Origin of the sequence: Geoanaerobacter pelophilus (assembly GCF_018476885.1) — a bacterium.
Taxonomy (GTDB): domain Bacteria; phylum Desulfobacterota; class Desulfuromonadia; order Geobacterales; family DSM-12255; genus Geoanaerobacter; species Geoanaerobacter pelophilus.
The window spans coordinates 277,081-292,558 of the sequence record NZ_JAHCVJ010000006.1; the positions used below are offsets into that span (position 1 = coordinate 277,081).

Genomic DNA, 15,478 nt, shown 5'->3' on the forward strand with positions numbered 1-15,478 from the left:
CACTCATTTTAGCGATACTAAAAAGGGGGTGGCTGTCAGCTGCTCCCTTAAACTTATAGCGTATAGGTAGCCATGCAGCAAGCGGAATTCGTACATTTACATCTGCATACCCAGTACTCTCTGCTCGACGGCGCCATCAGGCTGGGCGACCTTGTGTCCAAGGTGAAGGGGTACGGCATGCCGGCCGTGGCCATTACCGACCACGGCGCCATGTTCGGGGCAATCGAGTTTTACCAGAAGTGCCTGGACAAGGGGGTCAAGCCGCTGCTCGGCGCAGAGGTCTATGTAGCGCCAGGTTCCCGCTTCAACAAGGAGCAGGGGAGCAGCCAGGGCGAATACTCCAGCTACCACCTGATCCTGCTCTGTGAAAACCTCAAGGGGTACAGAAACCTCTCCTATCTCGTTTCTGCCGGGTTCAAGGAAGGGTTCTACTACAAGCCCAGGATCGACAAGGAGCTGCTCGCCGAGCATTGCGAGGGGCTGATTGCGCTCTCCGCCTGTCTCAAGGGTGAGGTCGCGACCCTGTGCAGTCGCAACCGGATGGAAGATGCGGTTGCCACGGCCCGCTGGTACAATGAGCTTTTCCCGGACCGTTACTATATCGAACTCCAGGAGAACACCCTCCCGGAGCAGACAATTGCCAATCAACGGTTGATTGAGGTCAGCAGCGAACTGTCGCTGCCGCTGGTGGCGACCAACGATTGCCACTACCTTAATCGCGAGGATGCCAAGGCCCACGAGGTTCTGCTCTGCATCCAGACCGGCAAGACCATGAATGACGAGCACCGGATGCGCTTTTCGGCAGACGAGTTCTATGTCAAGTCGCCGGAGGAGATGGCTGCGGCCTTCCACTATGCGCCGGAGGCAGTGACCAATACGGTTCGCATTGCTGAGCGCTGCAACCTGGAACTCGATTTCAAGACCTACCATTTCCCCAAGTACGAACTGCCCGAAGGAAAGAGCCTGGACGACGACCTTGAGGAAGAGGCGATCAAAGGGCTGGAATCGCGGCTGGTGACCATCCGGGCCAAGAACCCGGCCTTTGCCGATGGTGACGAGCAGCAGTACCGCGACCGGCTGCGCATCGAGCTCGACTGTATCAAGCAGATGGGGTTCCCCGGCTATTTCCTGATCGTGGCGGACTTCATCAACTGGGCCAAGGACCAGGGGATTCCGGTCGGCCCTGGCAGGGGTTCGGCGGCCGGTTCCCTGGTGGCGTATTCCATCCGGATCACCGATCTCGACCCGATCCCGTACAACCTGTTGTTCGAGAGGTTCCTGAACCCGGAACGAATCTCGATGCCTGATATCGACGTTGACTTCTGCACCGACCGGCGCGAAGAAGTCATCCAGTACGTTACCGAGAAGTACGGCAGGGACAAGGTCTGCCAGATCATCACCTTCGGTACCATGGCAGCACGTGGCGTTATCCGCGACGTAGGGCGTGCCCTGGACATGCCGTACGGCGACGTGGACCGGATCGCCAAGCTGATTCCCGAAGTGCTGAACATCTCCTTGGCTGATGCGCTGAAGCAGGAACCCAAGATCAACGAACTGGCTGCCGCTGACCCGAAGGTCAAGGAGCTGCTTGACGTTGCCCTCTGTCTGGAAGGGCTGGCCCGCCATGCCTCCACCCATGCCGCCGGTGTCGTGGTGGCGCCGGACCGGCTCGAAGAGTTCTGCCCGGTGTACAAGGACCAGAAGACCGGTCTGATCAACACCCAGTATTCGATGAAGTATGTCGAGAAGATCGGCCTGGTGAAGTTCGACTTCCTCGGTCTCAAGAACCTGACGGTCATCGACAATGCGGTCAAGCTGATCCGTCACGGCCGGGACCCGGAGTTCGACATCACGCTGCTGCGCGATGACGACCGCGAGAGTTACGAACTGATCTCTGCCGGCAATACCACCGGCATCTTCCAGCTCGAATCGAGCGGCATGAAGGAGATGCTGGTCAAGCTGAAACCGTCCTGCTTCGAGGATGTCATCGCTGCCTGCGCCCTGTACCGCCCCGGTCCGCTCGGTTCCGGGATGGTCGATGACTTCATCGACCGCAAGCATGGCCGGAAAAAGGTGGTCTACGACCTGCCGCAACTGGAGCCGATCCTCAAGGACACCTACGGCGTCATTGTCTACCAGGAGCAGGTCATGCAGATCGCCCGGACCCTGGGGGGCTATTCCCTCGGCGGCGCCGACCTGCTGCGCCGGGCCATGGGTAAGAAAGACCCGGCGGCCATGGCCAAGGAGAAGGACAAGTTCCTGGAAGGGGCCAAAGGCCAGGGGGTGGACCTGAAAAAGGCCGAGGCGATCTTCGACCTGATGGCCAAGTTTGCCGAGTACGGCTTCAACAAGTCGCACTCCGCAGCCTACGCCCTGATCGCCTACCAGACCGCCTATCTCAAGGCCCATTATCCGGTGGAGTTCCTGGCGGCGCTGCTCACCGAAGACCGGGAGAAGACCGACAAGATCGTCAAGAATATCGGCGATTGCCGCGACATGGGGATCGAAGTGCTTCCTCCGGACATCAATTCGTCCGAGCTGTCGTTCAAGGTCTCCGGCACCTCCATCCGTTTCGGGCTGGGGGCCATCAAGAACGTCGGCGAAGGGGCAATCGAATCGATCCTCGAAGCCAGGAGTGACGGGCCGTTTCTCGATATCTTTGACTTCTGCGAGCGGGTCGATCTGCGCAAGGTCAACAAGCGGGTGTTCGAGGCGCTCATCAAGAGCGGTGCCTTTGACTCCACCGGCAGCAACCGGGCCTCGCTGATGGCGATTTTTGAAGAAGCCGTCTCGGTCGGCCAGAAGATCCAGGAGGAGAAGGAGAGTTCCCAGGTATCGCTGTTCGGTACGGCAGAGATCGTCAAGAGCAACGGCAACGGTCGCGCCAAGCTCCCCAACCTGCCGGAGTGGGACGACAAGCTCAAGCTGACCTTTGAGAAAGAGGCCCTCGGCTTCTTCATTACCGGCCACCCGCTGGACCGCTATAGCCATGACATGAAGCGCTTTGCTACGGCTGACACTGCCCGGCTTGCCGATATGTCCGACGGCAAAGAGGTGAGGATCTGCGGCATTGTCGTGGCTTTGAAGGAGATGATCACCAAAAAGGGCGACCGGATGGGCTTTGCCACCATCGAGGACCTGATCGGCACAGTGGAAGTGGTGGTTTTTCCGGAAACCTATGCCAGGTCCGTGGAGATGCTCAAGACCGACGAACCGCTGTTGGTGTCAGGCACCGTGGATGTGGGAGAGAAGAGCATCAAGATCAAGGCCACCGATATTGCGCCGTTGCTTGAAGTCTCGGCCAAGGGGACCAGGCGGGTCCATTTTACCCTGAAATCTCCCGGAGTAGACCGGGACCATCTTGTTGATTTGATGGAGATCATGGCTCGTCATAACGGCAGCTGTGACGCCATGTTGCATATAGAGATCCAGGATCAGTGCCGCGCCACCATACCGTTGGCAAGCCGTTTCAAGGTTGCTGCCAGCGACGATCTGGCGCTGGATGTGGAGAAACTAGTCGGTTATCGTGCCATAGTGTTTGAATAAATGGCTTCGCCAAAAGTCCATCTGCTGCGTTACGCTCGTCGTTCGTCGCTGCGACGTAGCCTCCGGCTACGGCTCACTCCTAACGCCTCGCAAGCCTTGCAGCTGGAGCTTTTTGCTGTGCCAATGATTTTCGGGAATGTATAAGCTCAAAGGAGGATATCGATATGGGATTGCAGAATTTTTATATGGAGTTTGAGAAGCCGCTGGTAGAGCTGGATAAGAAGATCGAAGAACTGCGGGAGATGTCCGGCGATTCGCTTGATCTGGCTGCAGAAATTGCGAAACTGGAAAAGAAGTCGGATAAGGTGCGCTCCGAGATTTTTGCAAACCTGTCCCGTTGGCAGACAGCACAGGTTGCCAGGCATCCAAACCGGCCGTTCACACTCGACTACCTGAATCTGATCTTCACCGATTTCGTCGAGCTTCACGGCGACAGGCTTTACGGTGATGATCATGCCATAGTGGCAGGACTGGCAAAGCTTGATGGCGAACCGGTGATGGTTATCGGCCACCAGAAAGGGCGCGACACCAAGGAGAAGGTCTACCGCAACTTCGGCATGCCGAATCCGGAAGGTTATCGCAAGGCGTTACGCTTGATGTATCTGGCCCAGCAATCAAGGCTCCCCATTATCACTTTTGTTGACACCCCAGGTGCCTATCCGGGAATCGGCGCCGAGGAGCGTGGCCAGGCAGAGGCAATCGCCCGTAACCTGCGGGAGATGGCGGCGCTCACTGTGCCGATCATAGTCGTGGTGACCGGTGAAGGTGGCTCTGGTGGCGCGCTGGCCATTGCGGTTGGCGATCGGGTGCTGATGCTGGAGAATTCCGTGTATGCGGTTATTTCGCCTGAAGGGTGCGCGGCGATCCTCTGGTCCGACGGCACCAAAGGCGCACAGGCTGCAGAAGCCCTGAAGCTGACGGCAAAAGACATCAAGGATTTGGAAGTTATCGACGAGATCATTCCTGAGCCGATGGGCGGGGCGCATCGCGACCATGAAGGTATGGCAAAGTCCCTGCACGAAGCGCTTTCCCGGAACATGAAGGAGCTGAAGGCGATTGATGCCGACAAACTGGTTGACCTGCGTTATGAAAAATTCAGGAAGATGTCGCGCTTTATCGAGCAGTAACCATTTACGTATTGAGTTAGCTTATTAGATAAAGGGGCGGCTTGACCGCCCCTCCTTTTTTGGAGGAAGCATGCAGGAGCGTCTGCAGAAAATACTTGCCAGTGCCGGGATCGCGTCGCGAAGGGCTGCCGAGCAGATCATCACATCGGGCAGGGTGAAGGTCAACGGCGAGGTCGTAACCGAACTGGGGAGCAAGGCCGACCCGGATAAAGATGCCATCACCGTTGACGGTAATCCGGTGCACAAGCAACGATCGAAGGTCTATATCCTGCTGTTTAAGCCGTCGGGTTATATGACCACTCTGAAAGACCCGGAGGGGAGGCCGGTGGTTACCGATCTCCTCAAGGGGGTGACTGAGCGGGTGTACCCGGTGGGGCGACTCGATTACAACACCGAAGGTCTGCTGTTGCTCACCAATGACGGCGAATGGGCCAACCGCCTGATGCACCCGCGCCACGAGGTGGAAAAAGAGTACCATGTGCGGGTCAGGGGGATGGTGACTTCAGGACAGGTTGCCATGCTGGCTAACGGAGTTGAGTTGGACGACGGCATGACCGCTCCGGCAAAAGTAAGCATTATCAAGGCAAGCGATAACAATACCTGGCTCTCCATTGCCATCCATGAAGGTCGCTATCGCCAGGTGCGGCGGATGTGCGAGGCGGTATCGCTCAGTGTTGTTCGGCTTAAGCGCGCCAGGTACGGCAATCTCGATCTCAACGGCCTGAACCCGGGGCAGTATCGCCTGCTCACCGACATCGAGGTGCAAGGGCTCCTGACAGGAGAGAATGTTCCCAGAGCTGAAAAACGGAGCAATGTTAAGAAGATTATTAAGAAACCGACGCCTAAAACCGCCGGATGACCTTAAATGGCAAAGTCAAAAACCGCAGGAAGGAGGATCTGTATAATAAAAATATACATAATATCAGCGTCTTTTAGTGCCGGCACATTTTGTGCTTGACTATTCGCTTAGTTGCATCTTGAGAGAATCTTGTTATCCTTAATCCGTAAACGTAAATATCGCTCGATTGACTTTGTTATGTTTTGAAATGTAACACGGGGTTAGAGGGGAATTATGCGGAGAAGGATCAGAACTGTTATGGCAACAGGGTTTCTGTTGCTGACTTCCTCATTACCGGTTCATGCCGATGTTGACCTGTATGAATCCGGCTTTGCTGAGCAATACTACGTTGCGCGCGCCGACACAACCTCCCCCTACAGCGATGATGACAACACTCAGACTTCACCTCTTCAATCCGGTGCTGTCGCCGGTGAGCAGCAGGCCAGGAAGTTCAACTCCTGCTTCAAGGCCGCCAAGCATGGCGATGTCCAGGCCCAGTTCAACCTGGGATATATGCATTACAATGGGTTCGGCGTGCCGGTAGACAAGGCCCGTGCCGCTGTCTGGTTCAAGAAGGCGGCAGTCAGAGGGCACCTTGAGGCGCAAAAAACCCTTGGGTTCATGTATGCCAATGGCGACGGCGTTACTCAGGACTATAACGAAGCGGTAGCCTGGTTCCGGATGGGTGCGGAAAACGGTGACCCTTTGTCCCAGTACAGCCTGGGCAGCATTTTCTACAACGGCTGGGGAGGAACATCCGATAAGGAATCAGCGGCATTCTGGTGCCGGAAAGCTGCCGAGCAAGGGGAGGCAAAGGCCCAGTATATTCTAGGCTCCATGTATGTACGGGGAGAAGGTCTGGCCCGCGATTATCAGGAGGCGGTCAAGTGGTTTTCCCGGAGTGCGGACCAGGGTAATGCCGAGGCCCAACTCAGCCTGGGACTGCTTTACTATAATGGCTGGGGAGTGCCGCAAGATCGTGAAGAAGCGCTCAAACTCAGTCTCCTTTCTGCAGAGGGGGGTAATGAGCAGGCGCGACTGGTGCTGAACAGCATGCTCAAGCACAAGAAAGGGATAAAGGCTGCCATGGGGGACAATCTGGCACTGAAATAAGCTACACAGTCATTTTTATTGATCAAGCCGCGCGAAGTCCGTGCGGCTTTTTTTGTTGCATCCCTTTTTCATCTCCCGTACTTTTCTCCAGGTCTTTTCTTCACGAATGACATATTTTGTCGCAGGAACAGTGTAACTTATCAATCTATGACCGGGGCCATCCGACTATATACCAGCAACAGGCTGGAACTGCTTGCGGAACAGCTGGCGGGCGTGGTTGCCGCGCCGCTTGCCGACCCGTTCGAGCAGGAGGTGATTGCCGTGCAGAGCCGGGGCATGGAGCGGTGGCTTGCCATGCAGCTGGCAGGAAAGCTCGGCGTCTGGTCCAACTGCCGTTACCCTTTTCCCAATACCCTGGCCTGGGAGATGTTCCGGCTGGCGTTCCCGACAATACCCGAAGATAACCCATATGCCACCGAAGCTATGACCTGGCAGCTGATGGAGATCATTCCGCGCTGCTTTGCAACCCCGGATTTTGCGCCTCTCTGCTCCTATCTCACCGAAGACCCCCTGGGAGTCAAGCTGTTTCAGCTGGCCGGGGCTATAGCCGACCTGTTCGATCAGTACACCCTTTTCCGGCCTGAGATGATCAGGGCTTGGGAGTGGGGTGTTTCCTGCGAGTGCTGCTCCTGGCAGGCCGAGCTGTGGCGCAGGTTGGCCAAGGGGAAGAAATCTCTGCATCGCGGCGCGCTGCTGGGGAATTTTCGCAAATTGCTGCGCAGCGATGCGCACCTGCCGGGTAAACTGCCGGCCAGGATTTCGGTATTCGGCATCCCCTCGCTGCCGCCGTACCATGTGGAGATCCTGGCGGCGCTGGCCAGCCGCTGCGAGGTCAACCTGTTCCTGCTTAATCCGAGCAGCAAGCATTGGTTCCAGATTGTTTCGCCATTGGAAAAGGTACGCAAGGTCTTTAAGAACCCGAACCAGCCCGGTCTCTTCGATCTGCTGGAGGTCGGCAATCCGCTGCTGGCCTCTTTGGGTGGGCAGGGGCGCGATTTCTTCGAGATGCTTTACGAAGGATACCGGCTTGATGAGGGGAGAGGTGGGCGCTTTGCCCAGCCCGACCGGGACGGCATGCTGCACAAGGTGCAAAGCGATATCCTCGGGTTGGTGGACGGCACTGGACCTAGGGAACCATCTCTGGAGATCGTTGCAGCAGACCGTTCGCTTCAGGTGCACTCTTGCCATTCGCCGTTGCGGGAGGTGGAGGTGCTGCACGACCGGCTGCTCGATCTTTTCGAGACCGTGCCGGGGCTTGTCCCCCGCGACGTTATCGTCATGACCCCGCAGATTGACGACTATGCGCCGTTCATTGCCGCAGTTTTCGGTGGAGTAAAGGATTCGGCCAGGAGAATCCCGTACGCCGTTGCTGACCGGACCCTTGCCAGTGGCGGTTCCCTGGTGCGGGCGTTTCTCGAACTGTTCGACATTCTTGACAGCCGGTTCGAGGCCTCCCGGATCATGGACCTCCTGGAAAACCGCTTTGTTGCGGCTCGTTTCGGACTTGACGACGATGGTTTGGCGGCTGCCCGGCGCTGGATAACCGAGAGCGGCATCCGCTGGGGGATCGATGCCGCAGACCGCCAGGAGGAAGGGCTGCCTCCGTTTGCCGAGAACTCCTGGACCGAGGGGCTGGATCGGTTGCTGCTCGGATATGCCATGCCCGGCGACGGCACGTCGCTCTTTAGCGGAATCCTCCCATTTTCGGACATCGAGGGGGGCGAAGCGCGCCATCTCGGCGGAGTGATCACCTTTGCCGAAGCGTTATTCGCCCGGCACCGTTCCCAACGAACAGATTGTACGCCGACTGAATGGGCCGGTTATCTCTCAGAGCTGCTGGCAACGTTTTTTCTCCCAGATGACGAGGTGCAGGCCGAGCATCTGTTCCTGGTCTCATCATTCGACGAGCTCCGCAAAAAGTCCGGCGATGCCGGTTTTACCGGGACTATCACCCTGGCGGTTGTCCGCACCTGGCTGATGGAGCGGCTCTCCACAGCCGGTGTTGCCGAGGGTTTTCTCACCGGCAGGGTTACCTTCTGCGCCATGCTGCCGATGAGGAGCATTCCGTTCCGGGTGGTTGCTCTGCTCGGGATGAACGACGGGCTCTTCCCCCGCCAGCACCGTCCCTCCGGATTCGACCTGATGGCCGCAGCGCCGAAACGTTGCGATCGCTCGATCCGCAACGAGGACCGCTACCTGTTCCTCGAGTCGCTCCTCTCCGCCAGGGATGCCCTGTATATCAGCTTTATCGGCCAGAGCGGCAAGGACAACGCAGCCATGCCCCCGTCCGTTGTGGTCAGCGAGCTGCTGGATTACGCCGAGCGGGCCTTCATGGTTGCCGGGGTACCTGAGAACAGGCAACGGGATGCGGTCCGGGAACGGATTGTCGTCAAACATCGGTTGCAGCCGTTCCATAAGGATTACTTCACCCCAACTGCGAAACGGCTGTTCAGCTACTCGGCTGAAAACTGTGCTGCTGCCGGTTCCCGGCTGTCTGGGGGAGGGGAGACCGCCATCCTTGCCGGTCTGCCGCTTAAGCTGCCGGATGGTGACCAGCGGCAATTGACCATCGACCAGTTACTGGCATTCCTGGGTAACCCGGCTGGTGCTTTTCTCAAGAGGGCCGGAATCCGCATCGAAGGGGTAGAGCCGCCGGTGGAGGACCGGGAGCCGTTTGCTGCCAACGGACTGGACAGCTACAAGCTTTCTGCAGAGCTGGTGACCGAATATCTGGCCGGAAGAGATCCTGTCGATAAAATAGCCAGTTTCCTGGCCAGAGGGGTGCTCCCACCTGCCGGGCCGGGGCGGGCCGCATTGGCGGCGCTCAGGGAGAGGGCCGGTCATTTCGCCGCGGTTGTTGCCCCGTTTGCTGCCCTGCCGGCTCTGGAGCCCATTGAAATAGAGTGCGTCATTTCCGGGTGCCGCCTGACCGGCAGGCTGACCGGCATCAACCGGGACGGGCTGTTGCGCTACCGCTGCGCCAGGCTGAAGGCCAAGGACCAGCTTAGCTGTTGGGTTCACCATCTGTTCCTCAACCTTTGCGCCCCGGAAGGGTATCCGCGCCGGAGCCTGCTGGTGGCCAGTGACGGTCACCGGGAGTTTCCTCCCTGCGCCAATGCAGGGGAGCATCTGGCAACGCTGGTCGAGCTTTACCTGAAAGGGCTCTGCGAGCCGCTGCCGTTCTTCCCCGAGACCTCGTACGAAGTTGCCACCAACCCGGGAAAAAGCGAGAAACTGTTGTCGATATGGAACGGCTACCAGAGCGGCAAAATCAGACACAAGGGGGAGCGCGAACGGGAGCGAGCCTTTGACCTGTTCTTTGGCGCGCTGCCGCCGGAAGATCTGTTTGCCTCGCCCGGGTTCCGCGAGATTGCCCAGGCGGTTTACCAGCCGTTATTCGCTTCCCTGGCAAAGGAAAACCGTTGAGAGAGCTGGATCTGTTCATACCCCTCAGCGGGGGGACCACGGTGATCGAGGCAGCGGCCGGCACCGGCAAGACCTACTCTATTGCCGCGCTGTTCCTGCGTCTGGTGGTGGAAAACGAGGTCCCGGTTGATGGTATCCTGGTGGTGACCTTTACCGAGGCCGCTACCGAAGAGCTGCGCGACCGGATCAGGGAGCGGCTCTGCCGGGCAGTGGAGGCCTTTTCCGGGGAGCCGCCGGCCGATGAGTTCCTGGCTGAGCTGGTCCGGAGAAACCATGACCGGCTGCAGGCGCTGCAGTTGTTGGCTCTGGCGCTGGCCTCCTTTGACGGCGCCGCCATCCACACCATCCACGGCTTCTGCAGCAGGGTACTGCAGGAGCATGCCTTTGAATGCTCCGCCCTGTTCGACACCGAGCTGCTGGCCGATCAATCGCACCTGCTTCGGGAGATCGCCGAGGACGCCTGGCGCCGCAGGTTCTATGAGGCCGACGAGCTGTTCATCTGCTATAGCCAGAGAAACGGCTGCTCTGTAGATAGTTTCTTCACGCTGCTCAAGCAGACGGTTGCCCGTTTCGACCTGGAGATCCTTCCGGACGTGGTGGTTGTGGATCCGGCCCTACTCAAAGTGCAATGCCTGACTGCCTTTGCTGCTCTGCAAGTGGCGTGGGGCGGCGCCAGGGAACGGGTGGTGCAGCTGTTGACCGACGGTTCCGGGGTACTGAATCAGACCTCCTACAAGAAAACCAGTATTCAGGGGTGGGCCGATGAGATCGATAGCTTCCTGGCCGGCAGTGACCCGCTGAATTTTCCGGAAAAACTGGCAAAGTTCACTGATGCCTCGTTGCTTGCCGCAACCCGCAAAGGGATGGCCACTCCGCAAGATCCGTTGTTCGGTGTCTGCGAGCGTTTCCTGGAGCTGGCCATGGAGCTTGAGGATGCCTACCGGAACAATCTGCTCGCCATCCGGGCCGATCTCGCCAGGGTGGCTGGGGCAGAACTTCGCCGGAAGAAGGCGCAGCGCAATCTCCGTTCCTATGACGACCTGCTGGCAGCGCTTCATGAAGCGCTTACCGGCAGCTCCGGGCAACTGCTCAAGGAGCGGATCAGGACCCGCTTCAGGGGGGGGCTGATCGATGAGTTCCAGGACACCGACCCGGTACAGTACGCGATCTTTTCCGGGATTTTCGCGGGGAGCGGTTCACCACTGGTCTTTATCGGCGACCCGAAACAGGCGATCTACAGCTTCCGGGGCGCCGACCTGCACGCCTATCTGGCTGCGGTAAAGGGGCAGGAGGCAAGCAATTCGTTCACTCTCCTCAGAAACTGGCGCTCTACCCCGGAACTGCTCAACGCCTTTAACCTGCTGTTCAGCGGGGATTTGCCGTTTCTGCTCCCGGAAATCGCATACCGCGGGGTGACTGCCGGCAGGTATGGCGCTGGCGAAGGGTTGTTCCCCGGCGAGCCGCCGTTTGTAGTGCGCTATTATGGCAATCATGGTGAGAAGCCTCTTGCCAAAGGAAAGGCAGAGCAGCTTATTGCGACCGACGTTGCCCAGGAGGTGGCGGAGCTGCTCCGGGCCGGTAGCCGCGGCGCAGCGCTCATCGCCGGCAAGCCTCTTGTTGCCGGTGATATTGCCGTGCTGGTCAGGAAGAATCACCAGGGGCGAGTTGTCCAGGCTGCGCTCGGGGAGTTGGGTATTCCCAGCGTCATGCACGGCACGGAAAGCCTGTTTCGTTGCCGCGAGGTGCTGGAGCTGCACCGGTTGCTGGTTGCCGTTGTCGATCCTGGCAACATCGCCTGCCTCAAAGGAGGGCTGGTCACCGACATCCTCGGCTGGTCGCCCGGGGCGCTGGTAGCGATGTCCGGCGATTCCTCGCAATGGATCGATCTGCTCGAACGATTCAGGGCCTATCACGATAAATGGCTCAAGCACGGTTTCATGGTGATGGCCATGGAGCTGCTGTCCCTTGAAGGGGTCAGGCCGCGGCTGCTGGCATACCGTGACGGCGAACGCCGTCTGACCAATCTGCTCCATGCCATTGAGGTGCTGCACCGGGCAGAGCTCGAACTGGAGCTTGGGGCGGAAGGTCTGATCGCCTGGCTGGCAGAGCATATAACCGAGGCGCCGGATAGCGACGAATACCAGCTGCGGCTGGAGACGGACGAGAGCTGCGTCCAGCTGGTAACCATTCACCGGAGCAAGGGGCTCGAATACCCGGTGATCTTCTGTCCCTATGCCTGGGAAGGGGTCCGCCGGGAGAGCACCCCGGTTTTCCATCGCGGCGACCGGCTGTTTCTCGATATCGGTTCGGACCAGCTGGAGGAAAACCTGCGGCAGGCCAAGGAAGAACAGTTTGCCGAGGACCTGCGCCTGCTTTATGTTGCCCTGACCAGGGCGAAGTTCCGCTGCTACCTTACCTGGGGAAGATTCAAGCACTCCGGTTCGTCGGCCTTGGCCTATCTGCTCCACCGGCCGGCGCTTGACGAAGCTGCCGACCCGGTGGCTGTTACCACCAAGTTCATGGCCGGGCTGGATGAAGAGCTGGAAATCGCTGCGCTGCATCGCCTGGCAGAGCTTTCCAACGGTTCAATCAGGGTTGAGACCGGTGGCACCGCGGTTGCCCCGGTCTGCCCGGTCCCGGAACCGGCCGCGACGCTGGCGGCTCGCCCTTTCCACGGCGACATTGACAATGGCTGGCGGGTAACGAGCTTCACCGGGCTCACCTCATCAAAAGCCCATGGCAGCGAACTCCCTGACCGGGACGCCGATCACGCCCGCAGCGATGAGTCAGCGTCAACTGCCGAAGCCGCACCGGCCGGTATTTTTGCCTTTCCGCGGGGCGCCCAGGCCGGCACCTGTCTGCATGCCATTCTGGAGCGGGTTGATTTTGCCGCTCTATCACAAGATGGACTGCTGGCTCTGGCGGAAGAGCAACTTTTAGCCCACGGCTTTGCTCCGGAATGGACCGCAACTGTTGCCGCCATGGTAACCGATACGCTGGCAGCGCCGCTGACACTGGGCTCAGAGACGGTCACGCTTGGGCGGCTACTCCCCGGAAGCTGGCGACCGGAGCTGGAGTTCATGCTGCCGCTCGATTCCCTAGCTCCGGCAACGCTGGCTGCTGTCTTCCGGCGGCACGGCATTGGCGGGGCATTTCCGGAAAAACTGGCAGAGCTTGGTTTTTCAGAGGTCAAAGGGATGCTGCGCGGTTTTATCGACCTGGTGTTTAGGGTCGATGGCCGTTACTACCTGCTTGACTGGAAATCCAATCACCTGGGAAATCGTCGCTCCGACTATGCTGCCGGGCAACTGTCCGGGGTGATGGAGCGGGAATTCTATACCCTGCAGTATCATCTCTACAGCGTGGCGTTGCACCGGTTTCTCTCGGTGAAAATACCCGGTTACGACTATGATCGACAGTTCGGTGGGGTGTTCTACCTGTTTCTTCGCGGCATAGCCAGGGATGCGGTCGACACCGGGGTTTTTAGCGCGAGGCCCTGTAGGGAGCTGCTTCTGGAGCTTTCCGACCTTATATCCCTTTATGAGACAGACAAATTATGACAACTGACCGGTCCCTCATTGAACTGGCCGCTCTCGACAGGGTGTTTGCCGATTTTATCTGCCGCCTGGCGGGGCGCCGGCACCCCGGACTGTGGCTGGGAGCGGCCTTTGCCTCCAGCGCTGCCGGTAACGGCAGTATCTGCGCAGAACTTGGCTCGCTTGCCGGCGAGGTCGCCACTGCTGCCGCAACAGCGGCAGGGTTTGGCGAAGATCAGGCGAGTTGCCTGCTGGATGCGGCACAATGGGGCCGGGAGCTGGCACAATACGATGTAGTGACTGCGCCTGGGGGCTTTGCCCCGCTGGTGCTCGATGCCGGCAACCGGCTCTATCTCCATCGCTACTGGGGATACGAGCAGGCGCTTGCTGACCGGCTGTTGGCCATGGCAACTGAAAGCCGCGATGGTATTGACGATAAGCGGCTCCGTAACGAGCTGGCAGCGTTGTTCCCCAGCAGTCCGGATGCAACAGAGCCTGACTGGCAGCGTTTGGCAGCATTTACCGCTGTCAAGCGTTCGCTGACGGTGATTGCCGGAGGGCCGGGGACCGGCAAGACCACCACTGTGGTCAAAATGCTGGCTCTCCTGCTGGCGCTGCACCAGGGAAAGGAGCTGCGCATAGCCATGGCCGCTCCGACCGGCAAAGCAGCGGCCCGCCTGATGGAGGCGGTCGCCAGGGCCATGGAGAGTCTGTCGCTGCCAGAGGCAATCCGGCTGGCAATTCCACGGGAAGCTTACACCCTTCACCGGTTGCTGGGGTATCTGCCGGGGTCGGTCTCGTTCCGCCATACTGCCGAGAATCCGCTCCTGTTCGACGTGGTGGTGGTCGATGAGTCGTCGATGGTGGATCTGCCGTTGATGGCCAAGCTGGTTGCCGCAATCAAGCCGGCTAGCCGCCTGGTGCTGCTGGGTGACCGCGACCAGCTGGCTTCGGTGGAGCCGGGCGCGGTGCTGGGTGATATCTGCCACCCGTACCGGCAGAACCGCTTTTCTCCGGCCCTGCATGATGCCTATGCAGCGGTCTCCGGGATAACACTCCCTGATTATCCGGCCGGCCCGGTGCCGAAGCTGTGCGATTCGATTGTGACTCTGAAAAAGAGCCACCGCTTCACCGAGTCCAGCGGCATTGCCGCTGTCAGCAGGCTGGTGAACGAGGGACGGGGAGCTGAGGCGCTGGAGCTGATGAAGTCGGGTGATTTTGCCGATATCACCTGGCGGGAACTGCCGTCTCCCGATGAGCTGCCGTCGCAGCTCAGCACAGTGGCGGCGCAGGGCTATGGCGATTTTCTCCTGGCTGAAGATGCTGCCTCCTGTCTGGACCGGTTCGGAAGGTTCCGGATTCTCTCTCCGGTGCGCCAGGGTATTTACGGCGTGCAGCAGATCAACACCATTGCCGAGCGGGCGCTCGGTCTGAAGCTGCGTGGTGCCGACGGCCAGGATTGGTATCGTTACCGGCCAGTGCTGATCTCGCGTAATGACTACCAGCTGGGGCTTGCCAATGGCGATATCGGCATTACCCTGAACGCTGAAGCAGGGGAGGGGGTGCAGGTGTGGTTCCCGGCGCTGGAGGGGAACTGCCGGCGTTTTTCGCCGCTGGTGCTGAAGGGGTGCGATACCGTGTTTGCCATGACTGTGCACAAGAGCCAGGGATCGGAGTTCGATGCCCTGCTGGTCCTGCTCCCGCCGCTCCCCGGAGATGTCCTGACCCGCGAGCTGATTTACACCGCCATCACCAGAGGGCGGAAACGGGTGGAGCTTTGGGGGAGGGACCAGTCGTTTATCGAGGCAGTGAGCCGCCGGGTACAGCGGAGTTCCGGCCTCAGGGAGCGGCTCTGGGGGTAAGGTGACTTGCTGATAATATTGGAAAAGGCC

The 15,478-nt window shown here is 59.2% G+C and carries 7 protein-coding genes; all 7 read left to right on the forward strand.

From position 1 onward, the window contains the following. Positions 1–72: 72 nt before the first annotated feature. The 7 genes from dnaE to recD all read left to right on the forward strand — a co-directional run bounded on the left by dnaE (position 73) and on the right by recD (position 15,448). Positions 73–3,546 (forward strand): DNA polymerase III subunit alpha, encoded by a 3,474-nt coding sequence (gene dnaE, locus KI809_RS15320; RefSeq protein WP_214172456.1) that lies wholly within the window; start codon positions 73–75, stop codon positions 3,544–3,546. A gap of 164 nt (positions 3,547–3,710) precedes the next feature. Further along, on the forward strand, positions 3,711–4,673 hold the full coding sequence (locus KI809_RS15325; protein ID WP_214172457.1) for an acetyl-CoA carboxylase carboxyltransferase subunit alpha: 963 nt from the start codon (positions 3,711–3,713) through the stop codon (positions 4,671–4,673). A gap of 70 nt (positions 4,674–4,743) precedes the next feature. Next, positions 4,744–5,532: a pseudouridine synthase gene (locus KI809_RS15330; RefSeq protein WP_214172458.1), complete on the forward strand. Its 789-nt coding sequence runs from the start codon at positions 4,744–4,746 to the stop codon at positions 5,530–5,532. A gap of 237 nt (positions 5,533–5,769) precedes the next feature. Then, positions 5,770–6,624 carry a tetratricopeptide repeat protein gene (locus KI809_RS15335; RefSeq protein WP_214172459.1) on the forward strand — a complete coding sequence of 285 codons (855 nt, stop codon included), beginning with the start codon at positions 5,770–5,772 and terminating at the stop codon, positions 6,622–6,624. A gap of 147 nt (positions 6,625–6,771) precedes the next feature. Further along, positions 6,772–10,050, forward strand: coding sequence for an exodeoxyribonuclease V subunit gamma (gene recC, locus KI809_RS15340; RefSeq protein ID WP_214172460.1), 3,279 nt, complete (start codon positions 6,772–6,774; stop codon positions 10,048–10,050). Continuing rightward, positions 10,047–13,610, forward strand: a complete 3,564-nt coding sequence (gene recB, locus KI809_RS15345; RefSeq protein WP_214172461.1) for an exodeoxyribonuclease V subunit beta — start codon at positions 10,047–10,049, stop codon at positions 13,608–13,610. Before recC ends, recB begins: the two co-directional genes overlap by 4 nt. Beyond that, positions 13,607–15,448 (forward strand): exodeoxyribonuclease V subunit alpha, encoded by a 1,842-nt coding sequence (gene recD / locus KI809_RS15350; RefSeq protein WP_214172462.1) that lies wholly within the window; start codon positions 13,607–13,609, stop codon positions 15,446–15,448. The genes recB and recD overlap by 4 nt, the downstream gene beginning before the upstream one ends. Positions 15,449–15,478: the final 30 nt, after the last annotated feature.

Bases quoted from the DNA above. Each gene is read 5' to 3' on its own strand.
- dnaE (WP_214172456.1), top strand. From the start codon at position 73: ATGCAGCAAGCGGAATTCGTACATTTACATCTGCATACCCAGTACTCT.
- KI809_RS15325 (WP_214172457.1), top strand. From the start codon at position 3,711: ATGGGATTGCAGAATTTTTATATGGAGTTTGAGAAGCCGCTGGTAGAG.
- KI809_RS15330 (WP_214172458.1), top strand. From the start codon at position 4,744: ATGCAGGAGCGTCTGCAGAAAATACTTGCCAGTGCCGGGATCGCGTCG.
- KI809_RS15335 (WP_214172459.1), top strand. From the start codon at position 5,770: ATGGCAACAGGGTTTCTGTTGCTGACTTCCTCATTACCGGTTCATGCC.
- recC (WP_214172460.1), top strand. From the start codon at position 6,772: ATGACCGGGGCCATCCGACTATATACCAGCAACAGGCTGGAACTGCTT.
- recD (WP_214172462.1), top strand. From the start codon at position 13,607: ATGACAACTGACCGGTCCCTCATTGAACTGGCCGCTCTCGACAGGGTG.